We start from the raw sequence: 20,120 nt of genomic DNA, 5'->3' as shown, positions 1-20,120 counted from the left end.
TCGTATCATTGCCCCCTGCCGGATCGGATCAGTGTGTCGAACAAGGCCCGCATCTCGATGATTTGCCTCTGCGCCCCCCGAGCCACCGCACCGCCCGCATGATCGCGTCGCAGTCTTCGCCCGGTACCGACCCCCAGGCGGTGGCGCGCGGCGATGCGGCGCTGGCGGAGGAACTGGGGCTGCTGATCGACGGCGCGGCGACCTATGCAATCTACATGCTCGATCCCCGCGGCCGCGTGACGATCTGGAACCGCGGCGCGGAACGGATCAAGGGCTGGGCCGAGGCAGAGATCATCGGCCGCGATTTCGCGATCTTCTACCCCGCCGACGATATCGCCGCGGGCAAGCCCGAAGCCGACCTCGCCCGCGCACACTGCGATGGCCGGATCGAGGAAGAGAGCTGGCGGGTCCGCAAGGACGGCTCCGAATTCCTCGCGCACGTCACGATCACCGCGCTCCACGACGATGCCGGTGCGTTGCGCGGGTTCGGCAAGGTGATCCGCGACATCACGCATGAGAAGGCCGCCGAGGCCGCGATCGTCCGCCGCGAACACCATCTCCGCTCGATCCTCAACACCGTCCCCGACGCGATGATCGTGATGAACGAGAACGGCATCGTCGCCTCGTTCAGCGCCGCCGCCGAACTCGTCTTCGGCTATGCGGCGAGCGACGTGATCGGCCAGAACGTCGCGATGCTGATGCCGCAGGTGGAATCGCGCGATCACGACGCGCACCTGGGGAAATACCGCCACACCGGCGAGCGCCACGTGATCGGCAACGTCCGGCTCGAACGCGCGATGCGTAAAGGCGGCGAGACGTTTCCGATCGAACTCGCGGTCGGCGAGGCGTCGATCGCGGGCGAACGCATCTTCACCGGCTTCATCCGCGACCTCACCAACCGCCATGCGACCGAGCGCCGCGTACAGGAGCTTCAATCCGAACTCGTCCATGTCTCCCGCGTCAGCGCGATGGGCACGATGGCGTCCACCCTGGCGCACGAGATCAACCAGCCGCTGACCGCGATCGCCAATTATCTCGAGGCAACGCGGGCGATGATAGACGGCAGCGCTGACCCGCTGCTGGCCGATATCGCCGAGGCGCTCGACCTGGCAGCGGCGCAGTCGCTGAGGGCGGGCACGATCGTCCGCCGACTGCGCGCGTTCGTCGATGGCGGCGACACGGGGTTCCGCGACGAAGCGCTCGACCTGCTCGTCGAAGAGGCGACCAGCCTTGGTCTGCTCGGCGCACACGAGGCGGGGATTGCCGTCGTCAACACGGCCTCGCCGGGCCCGATCATGGTCCGCGTTGATCGCATCCAGATCCAGCAGGTGCTCGTCAACCTCATCCGCAACGCGATCCATGCGATGACCGCGTCGCCGGTCCGGACGCTGTCGATCGCCACCGCGCCCGAACGAGATGGCTGGATGCAAGTCACCGTCGCCGACACGGGCTCCGGTATCGACACCGACGTCCGCGCTCGTCTGTTCGAGGCGTTCGCGACCACCAAGGAGGACGGCATGGGGCTCGGCCTGTCGATCTGCCGGACGATCGTCGAGGCGCATGGCGGGCGGATCTGGGCGGAGGGCGTTACGAACGGCGGCACGGCGTTCCACTTCACCGTGCCGCTTGCCGCGCCACAAGAAGGCGACACCGATGACTGACGTACTCCGCACGGTGCATATCGTCGACGACGACGAGGCGATCCGCCAGTCGGTCGGTTTCCTGTTGCGCAAGGCAGGGTATGCGGTCGAGACCTATCCGGCGGGCACGCATTTCCTGAAGTCCGTGACGCGGGAGACGCGCGGCTGCGTGCTACTCGACGTCCGCATGCCCGACCTCGACGGGTTGGAGGTACAGGCGCGCCTCGCGCAGACCGGCATCGCGCTGCCGGTGATCCTGCTGACCGGCCACGGCGACGTGACGCTGGCCGTTCGCGCGATCAAGGCGGGCGCGATCGAGTTTCTCGAAAAGCCGTTCGAGCGCAGCGCGTTGCTTGCCGCGATCGATACGGCGCTGGCGCACGCGGCACGGTCAGACCGTGAGCACCTTGCCGCCGCCGACGCGCTCGTCCGCCTCGCCGCCCTTACCCCGCGCGAACGCGACGTGCTTGACGGCATGGTGCTCGGCCGCCCGAACAAGCTGATCGCCTACGACCTCGCCATCGCCACCCGCACCGTCGAAGTCCACCGCGCCAGTTTGATGGAAAAGCTCGCTGCGCGCAGCCTGTCCGACGTCCTGCGCATCGCGTTCTCGGCCGGGCTAGGCGAAACCGCTGAGCCCGCCTGACACCCTCGTCTTCTACGTACAGACGCGGCGGGGTCCGCGTGTCATCGAGGGTCGAGAAGGACCCGCCCGATGACCGACCACGCTCCCCAATCGCATGACGGCATCGGCGTTTCGCTGGTCGACGGCGACCCCGCGATCCGTCGCGCGCGCCAGATCATGCTGCTCTCGGAGCACTATGACGTCCGCTCCTATGCGACCGGCGCGGCGCTGCTCGCCGACCCCCGATCGCGCGACGTGCCCTGCATCGTCGTCGATGTCGAAGGCCCGGAGGGCACCGGCATGGCCACGCTCCAGGCGATGCGCGCGTCGGGTTGGCGCGGCAAGGCGATCCTGCTCGACGGCACCGCCCCGCCCCCCGCGCTGGTCCACGCCGCCGAACGCCACGGCGACCGCATCCTCGACCGCACCGCCGGGGACGCCCCGCTGCTTACCGCGATCGCTGCGTCGATCGATCGCGGCTGGTCCGGCTGGAACGCGGCGGGCTGACTGCGGCGTAAGGATAGCCTGTTTTCCCGCGAAGGCGGGGACCCAGACTGATCTACCGCCTTCGCGGGAGGCCAAAAGCGTGTTCGATCCGCAAGCGCCATTCGAGCGCCCGTCCCACGCCCGCACCGATCGCTAGGGCGCGCTAGACTAGTTCCCGACTCTGGTGCCGCCACATCTCGATCCTACAGTCTGGCAATGCCCAATTAACGTGATTACGCCATGAATTCAGCCATTCGATCGTCGCCGGCTTCGACGACCACAACTGACCGGCGAACTGCCGATCATCGAGCCGATCGCCTGACGCACGCGCAGGCGCAGGGGGCTCCACGGCGATCCTGTCGAACGATGCCCCGTGGTGGTCCAAAGCCGACCTCCCCAGCCTTAAGCCATGCTTCCCGGCGTTCGCCTGCGCTGCGCTACCGCTCGCTGATCCATGCTTCGCTGCGCACCATAGCAGCAGGAATGTGGGCTAGCAGGCGAGCTTAAGCGTCAGGCGCGCACGGTGCGCGATCGGCCGAAGGCGCGGGGCGGCGCCGATACTCCGCACCGCCAATGTCGGCACGGGTTCGGCGATCAGGCCGGCGGCCTGGACTGACAACACCTCTAGGTTCTCGCCATAGAGTTGCGCGAGCAGTTCGTGAGCCCGGCGCGCACACGGCCCGGCGGCGGCATCGGCCATCGCCCGCGTGGCGTCGAGGCGGCGCTGGAAATAAAGTATCTCGGTGTGGATAGCGTTCATCACGAAGTCCCCGCCGGTTCGCCCCCGCTGCCGCACGATGCGGGTGTCGATGAGCCGATCCGTATCCAGACGGTAGCGGGCGTGGACGGCGGCGTCGGGACTCGGAAAGCACGTACCTCGCCAAGGTCGTCAGGCGAGTACGCCAGCGTGCAGCGCGATCTGCGCGTCTTCCTGCGAGGGCAGTATCCGGATTTCGAGCCCCGACATCCAGGCTAGGCCGTCGCGAACGGCGCGGCCGGTGAGTCTGTCGTTCTCACCGATGCCCCCCGTCAGCACAAGCATGTCGGCGCCGCCGAGCGAGGCGATCATCGCTGCGACCTGCTTGCACACCGACCGCTCGAACATACGGATGGCGAGGTCGGCGTCTTCGGTCGCCGCAGCGCGCAGGACGCGCATGTCGCCGGACAGCCCCGAGATACCCGTCATCCCGGCAGCATGATCGACCAGCGTCGCCAGCGCCTTGGCGTCCAGCTCGGTTTCTCGCAGAAGGTACAGCAACACGCCCGGGTCGATATCCCCCGTCCGCGTCGCCATCATCACGCCGCCGGACGGGGTCAGCCCCATGCTGGTATCAATCGATCGTCCATCGCGCACGGCGGTCACGCTCGCGCCGTTGCCGAGATGCGCGATCACGAGCCGTGCCGGCATGTCGCCGCCGAGTTGGCGGACGATCGACTCGCAGGACAGGCCGTGGAAGCCGTAGCGTCGCACGCCAGCCGCCTGATACGCGCGCGGGATCGGCAGCGTCTTGGCAACGTCGGGCATCCCGGCGTGGAACGCGGTATCGAAGCACGCGACCTGCGGCACGCCCGGATAGCGCGCGCCCGCCGCCCGGATCAGCGCCAGCGACGCCGGCCCATGCAGTGGCGCGAACGCACACGCCGCCTCCATATCCGCCATCACCGCATCGTCGATCCGACAATGCGCGTGGCGGTGCGGGCCACCGTGGACGATCCGGTGACCGATCACCGTAGGCGTCGGCCACCCCTTCAACGCGGTCTCGATCGTATCGAGGAAGCGCGCGTGATCGTCGCTATCATCGTCGAGCGTCTCGATCGTACCGCCAACGAGCAGGACCGGCTCCGGATCGACCGCGTACAGCCCATATTTCAGCGACGACGAACCGCTGTTGAGCGCGAGAACTACCGCGCGCCCCTCTACCGTGACCATTGCCAGTCACGCACCTCCGGCAGATCGTCGCCCTGCTCGGCGATGTACAGCTTGTGCCGCTCCATCGTCGTCCAATACCGCGCCATCTCGCGCGGCACGCAGTCGCGCAGCCGAGGCACGCGCTCGATCGCGTCGAGCGCCAGCCTGTACCGGTCGAGATCGTTCAGAACGACCATGTCGAACGGCGTCGTCGTCGTCCCCATCTCCTTGTACCCGCGGACGTGGATATTGGCGTGGTTCGCGCGCCGGTAGGTCAGCTTGTGGATCATCGCCGGGTACCCGTGAAACGCGAAGATCACCGGCTTGTCGCGCGTGAACATCGCGTCGAACTCGCGCTCGTCGAGCCCGTGCGAATGTTCGGAGCGTGGCTGCAACACCATCAGGTCGACCACGTTGACCACCCGGATGCGGATGTCGGGCACGTATGCGCGCAACAGCGTCACTGCCGCGAGCGTCTCCAGCGTCGCCACGTCGCCCGCACACGCCATCACCACGTCCGGGTCCGCATCGTCGCCCGCCCAGTCCCAGATCCCCGCCCCCGCGGTGCAATGCCGCACCGCTGCGTCGATCCCGAGCCATTGCCACTCGGGCTGTTTGCCCGCGACGATCACGTTCACATAGCCGCGACTACGCAGGCAATGGTCGCCGACCGACAACAGGCAGTTCGCATCGGGCGGCAGGTAGATCCGCGCGACGTCCGCGGTCTTGTTCGCAACGTGATCGATGAACCCCGGATCCTGGTGCGACAGCCCGTTATGATCCTGCCGCCAGACATGCGAGGTCAGCAGATAATTCAAAGAAGCGATCGGCCGCCGCCACGGAATGCCGCGCGTCACCTTCAGCCACTTGGCATGCTGGTTGACCATCGAATCGACAATGTGAACGAACGCTTCGTAACACGAGAACAGCCCGTGCCGCCCGGTCAGCAGATACCCCTCGAGCCAGCCCTGGCAAAGATGCTCGCTGAGCACCTCCATCACCCGGCCGTCGGGCCCGAGATGCTCGTCGACCGCCTCGATCTCCGCCATCCAGACTTTCCCCGACACGTCGTACACGTCGGCGAGCCGGTTCGACGCGGTCTCGTCGGGCCCGAACAGCCGGAAATTCACCGTCGCCAGATTGAGCTTCATCACGTCGCGCAAATAGCGCCCGAGCACCCGCGTCGCTTCCGCCTTGACTCCGCCCGGCGTTGCCACCGGCACCGCAAAGCTGCGGAAATCGGGCAGCGACAGCGGCACCATCAATTCCCCGCCATTGGCGTGCGGGTTCGATCCCATCCGCCGATGCCCGGTCGGTGCAAGCGAGGCGTACTCCTCCAGGAACTTGCCGTTCGCATCGAACAGCTCCTCGGGACGATAGCTCCGCATCCAGTCTTCGAGCTGGCGCAGATGCTCGGGATCCTCGAAGTCGGCGATCGGCACCTGATGTGCGCGCCAAGTGCCCTCGACCGGCTTGCCGTCGACGAACTTCGGCCCCGTCCAGCCCTTCGGCGTCTGGAACACGATCATCGGCCAACGCGGTCGCTGGGGCGTCACGCCCTCGATCCGCGCCGCCGCCTGGATCGCCTGGATCCGTGCCAACGCCTTGTCGAGGGCGGCGGCGAGTTGCTGGTGGACGGCCGCCGGGTCGCTGCCGCCGACATAATAGGGCTCATGCCCATAACCGCGCAGCAACGCGTCGAGCTCATGCTCGTCGATCCGCGCTAGGATCGTCGGATTGGCGATCTTGAAGCCGTTGAGGTGCAGGATCGGCAGCACCGCGCCGTCGCGGGCGGGGTTGAGGAACTTGTTCGAATGCCAGCTCGCCGCCAGCGCGCCCGTCTCCGCCTCGCCGTCGCCGATGACGCATGCGACGATCAGGTCTGGATTGTCGAACGCTGCGCCATAGGCATGCGCGAGCGAATAGCCGAGCTCGCCGCCTTCGTGGATAGACCCCGGCGTCTCGGGTGCGACATGGCTCGGGATACCGCCCGGCCACGAGAATTGCCGGAACAGCCGGTGCATGCCGCTGCGGCTCCGCTCGATCGCCGGATAGCGTTCGGTGTACGAGCCCTCCAGATAGGTATTCGCGACCAGCCCCGGCCCGCCATGCCCCGGACCGATGATGTTGATCATGTCGAGGTCATGCTCGACGATCAGGCGGTTGAGATGGACGTACAGGAAATTCAGCCCCGGCGTCGTCCCCCAATGCCCGAGCAGCCGCGGCTTGACGTCGGCGATCGTCAGCGGTCGATCGAGCAACGCGTTGTCGCGCAGGTAGATCTGCCCGACCGACAAATAATTCGCGGCACGCCAATACGCGTCCATCCGGCGCAGCATGTCGTGAGACAGAGGATGCATCTTAGGAGGCATCATCGTTGCAATATCGGCCATGTTCAGCTCCCGAAATCGAGGACGACGCGCGACGCAACCTGCCCGCGTTCGAGCCGGTCGAAGATGTCGTTGATCGCCGACAAGGGCTGCACTTCGATGTCGGCCTTCACCTTGCCGTCGGCGGCAAAGGCGAGCGCCTCCGCCATATCCTTGCGCGTCCCGACGAACGATCCGCGCACCGTGATGCACTGCGCCACCACGTCGAACAGCGGCATCGGAAAGTCGCCCGGCGGCAGTCCGACGAGCACGCACGTCCCCTTGCGCCGCGTCATCGCCACGCCCTGATTGAACGCGGTCAGCGACGGCGCGGTGATCAGCACGCCGTGCGCGCCACCCCCGGTCCTGTCCTTCAGCGCCGTGATCGCATCCGGCTTGCGCGCGTCGATCAACAGTTCCGCGCCCAGCGCCTCGGCATGCGCGAGCTTGCCTTCGTCGACATCGACCGCGGCAACGCGCAACCCCATCGCCTTGGCGTACTGCACCGCGAGATGCCCCAGCCCGCCGACGCCCGAGATCGCGACCCACTCGCCCGGCTTCGCGCCGGTTTCCTTGATGCCCTTGTACGTCGTCACTCCCGCACAGATGATCGGCGCCGCCTCGACCGCGGACAGCCCGGCGGGAATATGCGCGACGTAGTTCGGGTCGGCGAGGATATACTCGGCGAACCCGCCACTGCGCGTGTAGCCGCCGAACTCCGCCTCGGCGCACACGGTTTCCCAGGCGGACAGGCAGTATTCGCAATGCCCGCACGCGGAGTATAGCCACGGCACACCAACCCGGTCGCCGAGTTTCACGATCGTTACCCCCGCGCCGACTTCGACGACGATGCCGATGCCCTCATGGCCCGGAATGAACGGCGGCGTCGGCTTGACCGGCCAGTCGCCATGCGTGGCGTGCAGATCGGTGTGGCACACCCCGCATGCTTCGGTCTTGACGACGATCTGTCCGGGCCCTGCGACCGGTACCGGCCATTCGCGCAAGGTCAGGGGTTTGCCGAACGCCTCGACGACGGCGGCGTGCATCATACGGGTCATGGAATTTCCTTGAAGATGCGGATGGATCAGCGGGCCATCCGGGCGACGAGCGCGGGATCGGCCAGCAAGGCCTCGTCCCCGAACGCGATCTGCGCACACGTCCGCTGCGCCTGGACCGCAACCTCGCGCAGATACTGATCGGCAAAGCGCGCGCTCAGCCCCGGCACGATGTGTGCAAACCGGCGATGCTCCTGCGACCGCATCCCGAACGCATGCACCAGTTACTGGTCGAACACGCTGTTGAGCCCCTGCCCCTGCCCCTGTTCGTCGAGCCAGACCTTGCTCGCCGCGGAGGTCGAGAAGCTGACAAGCCGCTTGCCGCCGAGAAGGTCGGTCCGCACTCGCCCCTGCAACGCCTCAGGCTGCACGCCTGCGCCGAACACGCGTTCGACATAGCCTTTCAGCATCGCCGGCGGCGTCCCGAACCAGATCGGGTAGACGAGAACGAAGACGTCGCAGCCGGCGATCGCGTCGACTTCGACCAGTACGTCCGCTTCATATACTGCGGCGACGTTGGTCGGCCGCTCCGCCGCCTTGAGGACTGGATCGAACCCCATTGCGTACAGATCCCGCAACACGGCCGCCTGCCCCGCCCCGCGCACCGCGTCGCAATAGGCGCCCGCGATCGCATGGTTGAAGCTCGACGGATCGGGATGACACAGGATCACGGCATGCCGTCCGCCTGTCGTGCCGCGCTCGCCACCTGCCATCGTTGCGTCCTCGCCAAAGTGTCGCGATCCCCGCCAGCCGCAGCAAAGCGCGGCGCGATCCTGCGGGGTATCTGGTCTGGACGTTTATCCGTCGACAGCCCCCGACGTGACCCTCGGAAAGTACGCAGGTCGCAATTCCGCTGCGGCGTTCCGATACGTATCCAGGCTCTGTTCCGAATTGCCCCGATAAGTCGGGATCATGTGGTGGCGGCAGCCGAACCCGCGGTCGTCGTTCCGCTCGGCGACGCCGTGCTGCACCGCGACTACCTGAGCATCGTATGGCGCGGTACGTCGCGGTTGCTGCCGCCGGTAACGATCCACCGCGCGCTGCTGATCACGCGAGACAAACCGACGGGTGGTGGCCCTTCGGTCGAGGGCTCGGCACCGCCGCTGACCGACGCTCATGCCATCGAGTTCAGTATTCCGTTCGCGGCGGCGATCTCCGCGATCAGGATCGTTTCTACCGGCCGCGACGTCCTCGTGCCCATTGCTCTCTTCGGCCGCGACGATCGCGAGCAGCCGTGGCTTGCCCGGAGCGAAAGCGTACGTCGGTAATTACGATATAGTCGGTACCACGCGCATGGACGCCTCGACGTCCGCCAGATTGCGTCGCAAGGCGGGACCAAGATGGTCGATCAGCGCCCGCACGCTTCCATGAGACGCGCGCCCGGCGGGGAACACCAAATGCACGGGTACGGGCGGCTCCTCCCATTCCGGCAGCAGGCGTATCAGGCGACCGTCCGCGATCGCGTCGACGATTTGATAGGAGCGAGCCTGAATCAAGCCGTGGCCGCGCAGAGCGGCATCGATGGCGGCGGCTGCGTTGCTGATGCTGAGCCGGGGCTGGACCCGGACCGATCGCCGCTTGCGCGCGGGGGTCGTAGGGCTTGCGAACGTCCAGCGCTCGCCCTCGGCCGCTACGTCTAAGCCGATGCACGCGTGGTGCTCGAGATCGGCCGGGGTCGTCAGAGGTGCTGCCTTGTCCAGGTACTCCGGGGATGCGCACAGCAGCGTACGGACCGCGCCGATCCGGATGGCGCGCAGAGAAGAATCCCCCAGCGGCGCCAGCCGCACGGCGAGATCGACCCCTTCCCCGATGAGGTTGACCAAGCGGTTCATCAGAAGAACGCGTGCCGACACCAGCGGATGATCGTCGAGAAAGCTTTCGAGGAGCGGCAGGACGGCGACGCGGCCAAACAATTCGGGCGCCGTGAGCACGATATTTCCCTGGACCGGCGCGCCCGCGCCGATCGGCGCAAGGTGTTCGAGCTTTTCGAGCACGTCCCGCCATACCGTTACGTGATGCTCGCCGGATGCGGTCAAGCTCAGCTTGCGGGTGGAGCGCAGCAGAAGCGTCTCGCCGGCGTCCCGCTCCAGCAACGCGACCGCGCGCGTCACGCTGGCCGGCGATCGCCCGTAGCGTTTGGCAGCCGCCGCGAGCGACCCGCGATCCACCGCGGCAACGAACAGCGCCATCGCTTCCAATCGATCCATCGTTTCGGATCCTGCAATCAAGCCTGTCATTATACAAGGCTAACCGCCGCTCCCTGCAAGACATACATGAGGTCGGCAAGGAGGCCGCATGCGCCATCGACCGACTCTCTACCCCCGCCGGACCCTTCTCTCATGGCTCGCGACAGGGCCAGCGCTGGCGAGCATCCCAAGCCTTCTCACCGCTGCCCCACCCCGATCAAAGGAACCGCCCGTGTCCAAAATTCACTATCGTCGAAAACAGGTCGGCGAGGTCGACGTCTTCTACCGCGAAGCCGGTCCCGCCGACGCGCCGGTGCTGTTGCTGCTGCATGGATTTCCCTCCGCAAGCCACATGTTCCGCGATCTGATCCCGTTGCTGGCGGACCGCTATCGCGTCATCGCGCCAGATCTGGCAGGATTCGGACAGACCAGAGCACCGGCGCGAGGGGCATTCCCCTACACCTTCGACACGCTTGCCCGGGTGCTCGGGGAGTTCGTCGATGCGCTCGGCCTCGACCGCTACGCCCTGTACATCTTCGATTACGGGGCACCCGTCGGACTCAGGCTGGCAATGCGCCATCCCGAGCGGGTGACCGCTATCATCAGCCAGAACGGCAACGCCTATGAAGAGGGTTTCAGCGATCAGTGGGGTGCCTGGCAAGCGTATTGGCGCGAGCCGAACGACGCCCACCGCGAGGCCTGCCGCGCATCCTTGGCACCAAACACGATCCGCGACTGGCAATATGGGACCGGCTCGGATCCCGCGCTGCTGTCACCGGACGGCTACGAACTCGACATCGCCTATATGGAACGTCCGAGCGCTGCGGACATCCAGCTCGACCTGATCCTGGATTACCGCAGCAACGTCGCTCTGTACCCCGCCTTCCACGCGTATTTCCGCCAGCATCAGCCTCCGCTGCTCGCGGTGTGGGGCAGACACGATCCCGCTTTCATTCCCGCCGGTGCGCAAGCCTATCGGCAGGACCTGCCCAAGGCAGAGATACACCTGCTCGAGGCCGGCCATTTCGCGCTGGAAACGCACCATGACGTGATCGCCAGCTATATCCGGGACTTCCTCGGTCGAACGGTGACCTGAATTAGCAGGGGCGGTCGGGAAGGTCGCAAAGCGCGCTGCGGTCCATAGGCGCCGCGCGGGCGTGCGCCGCGGTAGCCGAGACTGACGCGGCAGCGGACGGGACACGCTTGCCAAGCCAGCCCCGTCCGTGGACGCCCCTCCGATCCTGGGCTAGTTCTTACGCTGCGGCCACTTTGGTGCGCGTGGAGGTGTGACCGCCGGCGCGATACAACAGGTCGGCCGCATCGTTCGGGGCAATCCCGGCAGCGCTGGTATCGACCGACACGAAAACGCCGCCCTCCTTGATGCGCCCCTCGTAGTAGCTCGCATCGACGCGGCTGACGCCGTGGTCGGTCATCACCTTCTCGAGCCCCCCGATGGCCCCACCAAGCGCCGCGCCAGTGATCGCGGCACCGGGAATCGCCGCCGATGCGATCGCACCCGCTGCGACCAGGGGACCGACCCCGGGAATGGCCAGCGCCGCGATGCCGAGCAGGGTCCCGATGCCTGCGCCGGCGGCAACCTTACCGGCGAACTCCTGCGTGTCGCCGTTGCCGTCGGTCGTCGCGGTCTTGCCGTCGTGCTGAGCGACGATGGAAATGGCGCGGTCGTCGACCCCGGCAGCACGAAGCTCCGAGACCGCGCGCTCTGCGTCGGCGTGATTATCGAATACGGCGGATATGAGGTTCGTGCTCATTGTGCTTCCTGTCGATGGCTCGGTTGCAGATGCTCCTAAAAGCGGTGTCGACAGATGATCGTTCCAGACATTGAAGGTTACCGCCCCGGTAACCGAGAATAGCATGGGGCGGTCAGGCCTCGTCGCTCGAGGTCGGCTTACGCGCGGCCATCTGCACCGGCTTGCCGATGACCGGACGGCCTGATGGCCACCGTCGCGCAATGCACCGATCCTTTGCGACCCTCGCGACAGTGACGGCATCGCCCTGATTGCCGCCAAGGACATGATACGCAACGGCATCCTCGCCGACATAGAATCCGACGTGACCACCGCCCGGACGCGCGAACACCAGCACCGCGCCGGGTGCGAGCCGTTCCGGACGAAGCCCCTGCCCCCATGTCGACCACGACGTCGCGCGAACCGCGATCGCTACGGGCTCGATCCCGTCTTCCTGAAGACAATAGGCGACGAACACGCCGCACCACGGGACGCTGTCGGCGTTGTAGACCATGCCGAGCACTTTCGTGCCGAGCCGCTTCGCCCAGCCGAGAATGGTGGCACTGTTCGCCGAACCGGCAGCCTCTTTGGTGCCCGACTTCGCTCTAGCTGCCTTCAACCACGTCGGCTCCGTCGCCACGACTTTAGTCTTCATATTCCGACATGATCCCAACAGCCTGTGGTTACGCTCGAACGCGCGGCGCTACACCATTCGCTCCACTACAGGCAGCATCGCGGCCACGACCGCAGCGATCGCCTTCGCGTTGGGATGCACCCTATCTGCCAGCACCATGGCGGAGTGCCCCAGCACACCCGGCGGGAAGAACGGCCAGACGGTCGCACCGTGTTCGGCAGCCACCTCGGCATGGATGTTCAGATACGCAGCAGCGCGGTCGCGTATGAACGCCGGCGGCTCGACGGTCGTAAGGACCACGGGAATGCCGCAATCGCTCAGGCTCAGCAGGATGTTCGCGAGTTGCGCGCGGGTACGCGCTACGGGCACCTGCCGCAGGACGTCGTTCGGCCCTACCTGGACGATGGCCAGCGCTGGCCGCTGGTCGAGGCTCGACAGCAGCCGTGGCAGGCGGCGTAGAACGTCGGCGCTCGTATCGCCTGACACGCCGGCGTTGATCACGGACACGCCGGGATATCGATACCGCAGCGATGACTGCAGTTGCGCCGGAAAGCTGTCCGCGACTGCCAGTCCGTATCCCGCAATGAGACTATCGCCGATCGCGAGGATGAGAGGTGGGACGTTTTCCATAAGTCGCCGCGACATAGGTCACAGGCGCCGCAATATAAGGTGACGCGGGCATCTCATCGGTATTTCCGATGCGATCGTGTTCGCGGTACCGTGCAGGGGAACGTCCTCGCTGCAGCGACGGCGATCAGCGAACTATCTTTCGGATCAATGCGTCGTCCGGCTGGCGTCGGCCACGGCATTCAGGCAGTCCGCTAGCACCTCCCATTGTCGGTATTGCTCCGGTCGCCCTGGCGGCGTCTTCTGCATGCCAGACGCTACGACCGCGCAGGCACCCAGTTGCCCATGATCAGCCATCAGCGCAAATGCCTGCTCCCACGCGTCCTGCATCATGCCGACAACCAATCCGACTCGGCGTCATCGACCGCGGCAAACATGTCGCCCTCCGCCTGCATGGCGCTAAGATGCTTCCGTACCGCTTCGGGATCCCCGTTGCGCGGAAAACGGCGGTCGGCAACCGCTCCGATCGCAAGCTGACCGACAAGGTCGGTCCGGTCCTTCTGCGTCACAAGCCACTGGCCGAACGCCGGCCTCGGCTCCTGCTGGTCGTCATCGTGATCGGTCATTCTCTCGTCCTACGAATCGTCGGGCTGACAATCGCATCGAATCCATGTTCTTGCAATGTTCTTGTGGGTCAATCGGATCGAGCCTGGCTATCGGCATGCCGATCGCGACGTCTCCACACTGATGGAGCAACGATATTGAGTCGAAGCCAGACGATGCCAGAAGGCAGGCTTGCTAGTTCACGGCAGAAGCGGAGCGCCCCGTAGCGATTGGTCGGCGAATATACTCGGCTGCAAATCGTCTTTGAGTCATGCGACCCTGGTAATTCTGTCGACGATCATACGGATCGCATCCCGGTCGAGCGGTGCGGAGTCGATCGAATTGTGGATGCCGATCCCCTCGACAAGCGCATCCAGCGCCCGCGCCGTGACGGGATCGAAGAACCGCCCCAGCGCAGCGCGACTATTGTCCATCCATTGCCGCATGACCGTCGTCACCTCGGGATGGCGCGTCGCGTAGGCGTATAGCTCGTAGCTCAGCAACAGCGTGCGCGGATCCGCCCAGACCGATCCGGCAATGATGTCGATGACACCCTCGATCGCCTCGCTGCGCGTGGTGGCTGCGTCCAGTCTCGCCTCGAACGCGCCGGACGAGATCGTCGCCAGTTGCAGGAACGCGGTCGTCAGCAGGTCCTCGAGCGATGCGAAATAATAGGTGACTGAGCCCAGCGGCACCGCGGCCGCCTCGGCGATCCGACGATGCGTGGTCCCGGCCACGCCGTGGCGTTCGATGACGATCAGCGTCGCGTCGACGATCCGCTGTCTGCGCTCCGGATCATTCCGCCGACGAGGTTCCACGGTCAATTTCTGCCTTTCCAGCCATTATGTACATCTGTACACATCCGGAGATTGTAGCGAAAGGCAGCGCTTGTGAAGACCCCTGATATATCGCGACGTACGGTTCTCGGTGGAGCGGCAGCGTTGGCGATCCCCTCGGTTGTGGCAACGCCGGTCGCAGCGGCGAGCGGTAAGTCGATACTCGGACGATCCGACGGGCGTTGGTTGAACGAACCGAAGACTTGGACGGTCGATCCGAATGACGACCTGTCGATCGTCACCGACCAGGGAACCGATTTCTGGCGGGAAACGCATTACGGCTTCACGCGCGACAGCGGCCACTTCCTCGGTTTCACCGCGCCCGATGCGTTCACCGCACAGGTCCGCATTCGTGGCCAGTATGAAAAGCTCTACGATCAGGCCGGGATCATGGTGCGGGTCGACGATCTTCATTGGGTCAAGGCCGGGATCGAACTGTCCGACGGACGCGCGATGCTCAGCAGCGTGTTGACCGACGGCAAGTCCGATTGGGCAACCGGGCCTTACGAGCATCCGGCGCAGGATTTCTGGATGCGCGCGACCGTCGCCAAAGGCGTGCTGCGGCTTCAGGTCTCGGCGGACGGCAAGACCTGGCCGCTGGTCCGCCTCGCGCCGTTCCCGATCGCATCGTCGTATCAGGTCGGTCCGATGGCCTGCACGCCCGAACGCAGTGGCCTGAATATCCGGTTCTCAGACCTCCAGATCACCGCCCCGCTCGGCAAAGACCTTCACGATCTGAGCTGAGCATGCCGACCGAAAAGCAGAAGATGTTGCGCGGCGACCTGTACACCGCGGACGGTCCCGAACTTGCGGCCGACGCCGCGGCGGCCTCTATCTGGCTCGCGCGCTACAATACCGCGCCCGCTGCGCCTGCGTCAGAGCGGCATGCGATGCTCGCCGAAGCGCTAGGGCACGTCGGCAACGGCGCCACCGTGCGATCGCCGTTCTACTGCGATTATGGCTACAACATCCACCTCGAAGACGGTGTCTTTCTCAATTTCGGATGCATCGTCCTGGATGTCGTGTCGGTCCGGATCGGCGCGGGAACGCAGATCGGACCGGGTGTCCAGATCCTCACGGCGGATCACCCCCGCGATCCAGCGATCAGGGCGAAGATGCTGGAGTTCGGCCGCCCGGTCGTCATCGGCCGCAACGTCTGGATCGGCGCCGGCGCGCTGATCCTGCCCGGCGTGACGATCGGCGACGACGCGATCGTCGGTGCCGGCAGCGTCGTCACCCGGGATGTCGCGGCGGGAACGACCGTTGTCGGCATTCCCGCACGCGTAGCGGCCAAGCGCGATCCCGACGCGCGCGCTTGAAGCGCCAGCGTCAGCCTTGCTTGCCCTTCAATGCGTCGGCGAGCGTCGTGCGCCATGGCGTCGTCGGACGACCGATCAGCGCGCTGAGTGCCCGGCCCTCGTCGAACAATGAGCCGTTGGCCGCCTTTGCATCGCTTTCCGCGAGCATGTCGGCGATCGGTGCCGGAAGGCCGGCGCCTTCAAGGATCCGGCGATAGTCGTCCTGCGGTAGATCCTGGTAGACGACCGGGCGTCCCGCGATCTCGCCGATCGCAGCGGTGAACTCGGCAAGCGTGAACGCATCGTCCCCGGCGAGTTCGAAGACCCGGGTCTCGGCGGAACCATCGATCAGCACCGCGGCCGCCGCATCGGCATAGTCCTCGCGGCTCGCGCTGGAAATCCGGCCGTCGCCTGCACTACCGACCAGTGCACCATGCTCGATCGCGGACGCGGCGGACATAACGTAATTCTCGGTATACCAGCCGTTGCGAAGGATCGCGTGCGGCAGGCCGCTTGCCTTGATCGCGGCCTCGGTCGCGCGGTGCTCGACCGCCAGGTTCATCGGATTGGCGTCGGCATGGAGGATGCTGGTGTACGCGATGTAGCCGACACCCGCCGTCTTGGCGGCGGAGATCACGGCCTTGTGCTGCGCCTCGCGCGAACCGACGTCGCTCGAGGAGATCAGCAGCAGGCGCTCGACCCCGGCGAGTGCGGGCTCGAGCGTATCCGGCGCATCGTAATCGAAGGCCCGCACGACGACGCCGCGCGCGGCAAGGTCGCTCAGCTTGGCGGGATTGCGTACGAGCGCGACGATGTCGGATGGCCTGGCCGTCCGGAGAAGGGCGTCGATGACCAAGCGACCAAGCTGACCGGAAGCTCCCGTGACTGCGTACATGATGGTCTCCACTTTCACGCTGTTGATGCAGGCGAGGTAAGCGCTTAACTTACGAAACAGAAGTACGCACAAAAAGGTTAGTTTTGGAAATCACCACCGCATCGTCCACGCGCCTTGCCGATCGCATGGAACGCGGCGACGTGTTCGCGCCCCGGTGTCCCTCTCGCGCCATCCTGCGGCACGTGACGAGCAGTTGGGGCACACTGGCGTTGATCGCGCTGCTACCCGGGACGCTTCGGTTCAGCGACCTTCGCCGCAAGGTCGCCGGCGTCAGCGAACGCATGCTCTCGCAGACATTGAAGCAGCTCGAAGGCGACGGGCTCGTCCGCCGCCGAAGCTTCCCGGTCGTACCGCCCCGTGTCGAGTATGCGCTGACCGAGCAAGGCAAGCAGGCCGCCCTCCTCGTACAGGCGCTGGCCGACTGGATCGAAGACACGCTGCCCGAGCTCACCCGAGGCTAGGCCAGAACCGGATAGCGTAGGCTCTTGCGCACCGCCTGCGCCGAGCAGTTTCAGGTCTGACGGTACCATCGATGAAATGTCAGCTGTGCAAATACCTGCCACCCCGCGCGGATTCCTCGCGACGATGACCGACGATAAAAGACATCGATGAGCAGCACGGCGCGTTGCTCGACGACCTGCTCGCCAAAGGGCAGATCGTGGCGCACGGCCCGGTGATCGATCCCGACGGCAGCTATGGCGTTTCGCGGTGCCGACTCGAGATGATCAGGACATCGAGGCCATCACTGCGCTGGATTCGATCGTGCAAAACGGGATCGGACGTCACGAGCATTTGGATGCCCCATCTGAAGGTGCGTACTAGAACACCGGTGTTTTCAACGTGGCGCGGCAACCCGAGGTGAGAGCTAACGGTTGTAGGCCAGCTAGCCTCTTGTCCCCGCAGATTTACCTATCGACTTCCGGACTTCAGCCACTCGTTCATCTGGTTGGACGGCAGGGACTGGGCAGGTCAGTCGTACTGCAGCCTTCAGAGAGGCGTGTGCGATAGCTGCCGTCGGGCTGCATTACCGCCTGTCTCCAAAACAATCGAGCTTCGGGACAGGCGGTAGCTGCAGATCCATAGTTTCGGCCAGTATCCTAATGGTCACCATTTGCATGCTGCAGCTCTCAGGAAGGGTCACTCCCGTGCGTGAGGAGCACATCTTCACGTGGCCTTAGACGTTGCTTTTGATTCCCCCATCGGGCTCGGGCATCGCGGAAGGCGGCTTTGTGATCGACGATCGGGGCAGGCAGCGGATTGTCGAGCCAGAGCCATGGCTCGTGTCCGAAGCCGACCGGCACCGGTTCCAGTTCGGGGATCCACCGCCTGACGTACGTCTCAAACGGATCGAGATCGCGGCCTTGCTTGACCGGATTGAGGATGCGTGGACCGCGATCCTGCATGATCGTCCCATCGTTCAGGCCGACCTGTGGCCAGGTGATGCCCGGCTCATAGTCGTCGAACATCTCGGCAAGCGCGCCACCGACCTCGGCCGCGGGGAGTTGAAGAAGCTGGACACCGTAGGACGTGACGAGCTGCCGCAGCCGGAAATTGATCCAGCCGGTGCGAGCCAGCTCGCGCATGGCGGCGTCGGGCATGGGGATGCCGGTGCGACCGTCTCGCCATGCCCGGACCCGCTCCATCTCCGCCGGAGGCGATGCCAGCGGTGGCGTCGTGTCCTGGTAGCGGGAGAACGTCGTCAGAAACCCCGTCCTCATGCTGACCCTACTCCGGAAGTGGCGAAACGACGCACCTTCCGGCGTCCGTGATTGCCCAGGATTGGCCGCGTTCCACGCGCGTTCGGCCTTGACGGTTTCCCATGTCGCACGGTCACTCGACAGCGTTCCCGCGGCAAAATGGGTCGAGAGCTGGCTGGAACTCGTCCGGTCCCGACCTGGTATCCACATGTCGGCCAGATAATTGCGATCCGGCAGCGCAAGCAGGAACGCACGCAGCAGCAGGATCGGATGATCGTCAGGCAAGCGATCTGCTTCGACCTCCCGGTCATCCGACAGGAACGGACGGTCGGGTTTTGCACCGCCCGGACCCAGCCGCCGGATCATCTCCCCGTTGACCGTCAGGAAGGGAATGTTCGCAGCCGCCGACTCCCGCTCCCACTCCAGACGATACGCGTTCTCGATCGCCATGCCGTCGGCTGCGTTGCGAATGACGGATGTGCACCCCAACCGACGGCAGGCGTGCACCAGCGATGCGTCGTCTTCGGGACCCACGATTTCGAACGCGATACCCCTGTCGCACAGCTGCTTGCCGAGACGGATCTCAGCCGCATCCTCGATCTCCCGCCGGTGTTGGGTACGCAGGGGCCGGCCTCGCGCTTCGGGAAGAATGCGGAGAACCGCCAGTCCATCGCCGTTGGGGTCCGATGCCAAGGCGAAGGCGAGATTGTCTTCCAGTCGCAAATCCTCGGCCAGCAGGACGAGCACCTTTCCAGGCAAGGACTTTGGCATCGTCGGCACCCGTCAGTTCGGATTGACGACGAAGTTGGTGAAACCACCGCTGCGTTCGGCTTTTCTCACAATCTCTTCCAGCTGCATGTCGGAGTCGACATCGTATAGTCGTGCAGCCTGCATCATCCGGGGCATCGCCATGAATTCATCCTCGTGGATCGACGAAGCGAATACTGCCGGCCCACCGCAGAGCGTGGAACGGCAGCATCCGGGCTCTTCGGACTGGAAGGTCGTTAGGCCGCCGCCGCTGGATTGACTCTGGCTTCAGCGACATCGGTGTAGCGACGGTCTAGCGCGTGGCACTCTTCGATCATCTGCTCCAGAGTCTCGGCATGCGCGGGCATCCCGAGCGCCTTGGCAGCGGCACCATGGGCGCCGTATGCTGCGATGAAATAGTGCAGCCCGGTCTGTTCACCCGTCACCAGCGCGACATCGACGATCTCGGGTTCCTCTGCCGCCTCGAGCGACAGGCCGACGCCCTCGCCGATACCCTTCATGATCTGATCGACGAAGTCGTTCGGCTGTTCACGGATGTCGGCGAGGAAGCCGACAAACGCCTTCTGGTGCTGCTCGAGCATCGTCCTGCCATCGCCAGCCAGCGCCTTGGCATCGCTGTCGGTGAAGTGCTGCTCGGCCTTAGATGCGGCCGCGACACCCTGCTCGCACGCCGAGCGTGCGGCATGCGAGCCAGCTTTGTACCATTCCATATAGGCTGCTTTAGACATCGTGCGTCCTTGAACTGTGACCCCGCGCACACCGATCCCGTGCCGCAAACGGGGACGGAACGACGGACGAAAACGC

General features: G+C 65.4%; 25 protein-coding genes. 8 read left to right on the top strand and 17 right to left on the bottom strand.

Annotated features, from left to right (window positions below; all coding sequences use genetic code 11):
* Window positions 1–98 precede the first annotated feature (98 nt).
* The 3 genes from ASF09_RS00330 (at window position 99) to ASF09_RS00320 (ending at window position 2,772) form a co-directional block, all read left to right on the top strand.
* Window positions 99–1,661, top strand: coding sequence for a PAS domain-containing sensor histidine kinase (locus tag ASF09_RS00330; RefSeq protein ID WP_200912493.1), 1,563 nt, complete (start codon window positions 99–101; stop codon window positions 1,659–1,661).
* Window positions 1,654–2,286: a response regulator transcription factor gene (locus ASF09_RS00325; protein WP_060524811.1), complete on the top strand. Its 633-nt coding sequence runs from the start codon at window positions 1,654–1,656 to the stop codon at window positions 2,284–2,286. Before ASF09_RS00330 ends, ASF09_RS00325 begins: the two co-directional genes overlap by 8 nt.
* 69 nt (window positions 2,287–2,355) lie before the next feature.
* Window positions 2,356–2,772 carry a response regulator gene (locus ASF09_RS00320; protein ID WP_060523749.1) on the top strand — a complete coding sequence of 139 codons (417 nt, stop codon included), beginning with the start codon at window positions 2,356–2,358 and terminating at the stop codon, window positions 2,770–2,772.
* 469 nt (window positions 2,773–3,241) lie between these two features.
* Here ASF09_RS00320 and ASF09_RS00315 read toward each other — a convergent pair whose 3' ends face one another.
* From ASF09_RS00315 to ASF09_RS00295, 6 genes are all read right to left on the bottom strand, one after another.
* Window positions 3,242–3,511 carry a hypothetical protein gene (locus ASF09_RS00315; protein ID WP_060523747.1) on the bottom strand — a complete coding sequence of 90 codons (270 nt, stop codon included), beginning with the start codon at window positions 3,509–3,511 and terminating at the stop codon, window positions 3,242–3,244.
* A 129-nt stretch (window positions 3,512–3,640) separates the two neighbouring features.
* Window positions 3,641–4,681 (bottom strand): acetate/propionate family kinase, encoded by a 1,041-nt coding sequence (locus tag ASF09_RS00310; protein ID WP_060523746.1) that lies wholly within the window; start codon window positions 4,679–4,681, stop codon window positions 3,641–3,643.
* Window positions 4,669–7,053, bottom strand: coding sequence for a phosphoketolase family protein (locus ASF09_RS00305; protein ID WP_060523743.1), 2,385 nt, complete (start codon window positions 7,051–7,053; stop codon window positions 4,669–4,671). The genes ASF09_RS00310 and ASF09_RS00305 overlap by 13 nt, the downstream gene beginning before the upstream one ends.
* A 2-nt stretch (window positions 7,054–7,055) precedes the next feature.
* On the bottom strand, window positions 7,056–8,087 hold the full coding sequence (adhP, locus tag ASF09_RS00300) for an alcohol dehydrogenase AdhP (RefSeq protein ID WP_060523741.1): 1,032 nt from the start codon (window positions 8,085–8,087) through the stop codon (window positions 7,056–7,058).
* Window positions 8,088–8,113: 26 nt separating this feature from the next.
* Complete coding sequence (locus ASF09_RS20820) at window positions 8,114–8,305, bottom strand: hypothetical protein (protein WP_235529474.1); 192 nt, start codon at window positions 8,303–8,305, stop codon at window positions 8,114–8,116.
* Between the two features lie 3 nt (window positions 8,306–8,308).
* A complete protein-coding gene (locus tag ASF09_RS00295; protein ID WP_235529473.1) occupies window positions 8,309–8,797 on the bottom strand; it encodes an NAD(P)H-dependent oxidoreductase in 489 nt (162 codons plus the stop codon).
* Window positions 8,798–9,001: 204 nt separating this feature from the next.
* On the opposite strand from ASF09_RS00295, the gene ASF09_RS00290 reads away from it, so the two are divergent.
* On the top strand, window positions 9,002–9,352 hold the full coding sequence (locus tag ASF09_RS00290) for a DUF3999 family protein (protein ID WP_060523739.1): 351 nt from the start codon (window positions 9,002–9,004) through the stop codon (window positions 9,350–9,352).
* Here the strand turns inward: ASF09_RS00290 and ASF09_RS00285 are convergent, their stop codons facing one another.
* Window positions 9,353–10,291: a LysR family transcriptional regulator gene (locus ASF09_RS00285; protein ID WP_060523737.1), complete on the bottom strand. Its 939-nt coding sequence runs from the start codon at window positions 10,289–10,291 to the stop codon at window positions 9,353–9,355.
* Between the two features lie 88 nt (window positions 10,292–10,379).
* On the opposite strand from ASF09_RS00285, the gene ASF09_RS00280 reads away from it, so the two are divergent.
* Window positions 10,380–11,366, top strand: coding sequence for an alpha/beta fold hydrolase (locus ASF09_RS00280; protein ID WP_082443964.1), 987 nt, complete (start codon window positions 10,380–10,382; stop codon window positions 11,364–11,366).
* A 157-nt stretch (window positions 11,367–11,523) separates the two neighbouring features.
* On the opposite strand, the gene ASF09_RS00275 is transcribed toward ASF09_RS00280, so the two are convergent.
* The 5 genes from ASF09_RS00275 to ASF09_RS00250 all read right to left on the bottom strand — a co-directional run bounded on the left by ASF09_RS00275 (window position 11,524) and on the right by ASF09_RS00250 (window position 14,640).
* Complete coding sequence (locus ASF09_RS00275; RefSeq protein ID WP_060523733.1) at window positions 11,524–12,042, bottom strand: general stress protein; 519 nt, start codon at window positions 12,040–12,042, stop codon at window positions 11,524–11,526.
* Window positions 12,043–12,154: 112 nt separating this feature from the next.
* Complete coding sequence (locus ASF09_RS00270; RefSeq protein ID WP_060523731.1) at window positions 12,155–12,673, bottom strand: TIGR02594 family protein; 519 nt, start codon at window positions 12,671–12,673, stop codon at window positions 12,155–12,157.
* A gap of 48 nt (window positions 12,674–12,721) precedes the next feature.
* The gene (locus tag ASF09_RS00265) at window positions 12,722–13,282 is read right to left on the bottom strand and encodes a GDSL-type esterase/lipase family protein (RefSeq protein WP_162237211.1); all 561 of its coding nucleotides are present in this window, start codon (window positions 13,280–13,282) and stop codon (window positions 12,722–12,724) included.
* Between the two features lie 326 nt (window positions 13,283–13,608).
* Entirely contained in the window at window positions 13,609–13,845 is a 237-nt protein-coding gene (locus ASF09_RS00255; RefSeq protein WP_060523725.1) for a YozE family protein, read from the bottom strand.
* Between the two features lie 246 nt (window positions 13,846–14,091).
* Window positions 14,092–14,640, bottom strand: coding sequence for a TetR/AcrR family transcriptional regulator (locus ASF09_RS00250; RefSeq protein WP_060523723.1), 549 nt, complete (start codon window positions 14,638–14,640; stop codon window positions 14,092–14,094).
* A gap of 141 nt (window positions 14,641–14,781) precedes the next feature.
* Here ASF09_RS00250 and ASF09_RS00245 point away from each other — a divergent pair, with 141 nt between their 5' ends.
* Both ASF09_RS00245 and ASF09_RS00240 read left to right on the top strand, forming a co-directional pair.
* A complete protein-coding gene (locus ASF09_RS00245; RefSeq protein ID WP_200912491.1) occupies window positions 14,782–15,402 on the top strand; it encodes a DUF1349 domain-containing protein in 621 nt (206 codons plus the stop codon).
* Window positions 15,403–15,404: 2 nt separating this feature from the next.
* Entirely contained in the window at window positions 15,405–15,977 is a 573-nt protein-coding gene (locus ASF09_RS00240; RefSeq protein ID WP_200912490.1) for a sugar O-acetyltransferase, read from the top strand.
* A gap of 10 nt (window positions 15,978–15,987) precedes the next feature.
* On the opposite strand, the gene ASF09_RS00235 is transcribed toward ASF09_RS00240, so the two are convergent.
* Window positions 15,988–16,851: an SDR family oxidoreductase gene (locus tag ASF09_RS00235; RefSeq protein WP_060523719.1), complete on the bottom strand. Its 864-nt coding sequence runs from the start codon at window positions 16,849–16,851 to the stop codon at window positions 15,988–15,990.
* Between the two features lie 182 nt (window positions 16,852–17,033).
* On the opposite strand from ASF09_RS00235, the gene ASF09_RS00230 reads away from it, so the two are divergent.
* Window positions 17,034–17,312 carry a winged helix-turn-helix transcriptional regulator gene (locus ASF09_RS00230; protein WP_268795587.1) on the top strand — a complete coding sequence of 93 codons (279 nt, stop codon included), beginning with the start codon at window positions 17,034–17,036 and terminating at the stop codon, window positions 17,310–17,312.
* A gap of 50 nt (window positions 17,313–17,362) precedes the next feature.
* Here ASF09_RS00230 and ASF09_RS19940 read toward each other — a convergent pair whose 3' ends face one another.
* From ASF09_RS19940 to ASF09_RS00220, 4 genes are all read right to left on the bottom strand, one after another.
* Window positions 17,363–17,518, bottom strand: a complete 156-nt coding sequence (locus tag ASF09_RS19940; protein ID WP_156359118.1) for a hypothetical protein — start codon at window positions 17,516–17,518, stop codon at window positions 17,363–17,365.
* A gap of 460 nt (window positions 17,519–17,978) precedes the next feature.
* The gene (locus ASF09_RS00225; RefSeq protein ID WP_156359117.1) at window positions 17,979–19,319 is read right to left on the bottom strand and encodes an FAD-binding domain-containing protein; all 1,341 of its coding nucleotides are present in this window, start codon (window positions 19,317–19,319) and stop codon (window positions 17,979–17,981) included.
* 12 nt (window positions 19,320–19,331) lie between these two features.
* On the bottom strand, window positions 19,332–19,460 hold the full coding sequence (locus ASF09_RS21040) for a hypothetical protein (RefSeq protein ID WP_268795586.1): 129 nt from the start codon (window positions 19,458–19,460) through the stop codon (window positions 19,332–19,334).
* A gap of 92 nt (window positions 19,461–19,552) precedes the next feature.
* Window positions 19,553–20,044, bottom strand: a complete 492-nt coding sequence (locus tag ASF09_RS00220) for a DUF892 family protein (protein ID WP_082443962.1) — start codon at window positions 20,042–20,044, stop codon at window positions 19,553–19,555.
* Window positions 20,045–20,120 lie beyond the last annotated feature (76 nt).

This window comes from Sphingomonas sp. Leaf242 (assembly GCF_001422045.1).
GTDB lineage: Bacteria > Pseudomonadota > Alphaproteobacteria > Sphingomonadales > Sphingomonadaceae > Sphingomonas.
The sequence above is the reverse complement of the archived record's forward strand: the minus strand, read 5'-3'. Positions and strand labels throughout refer to the sequence as shown.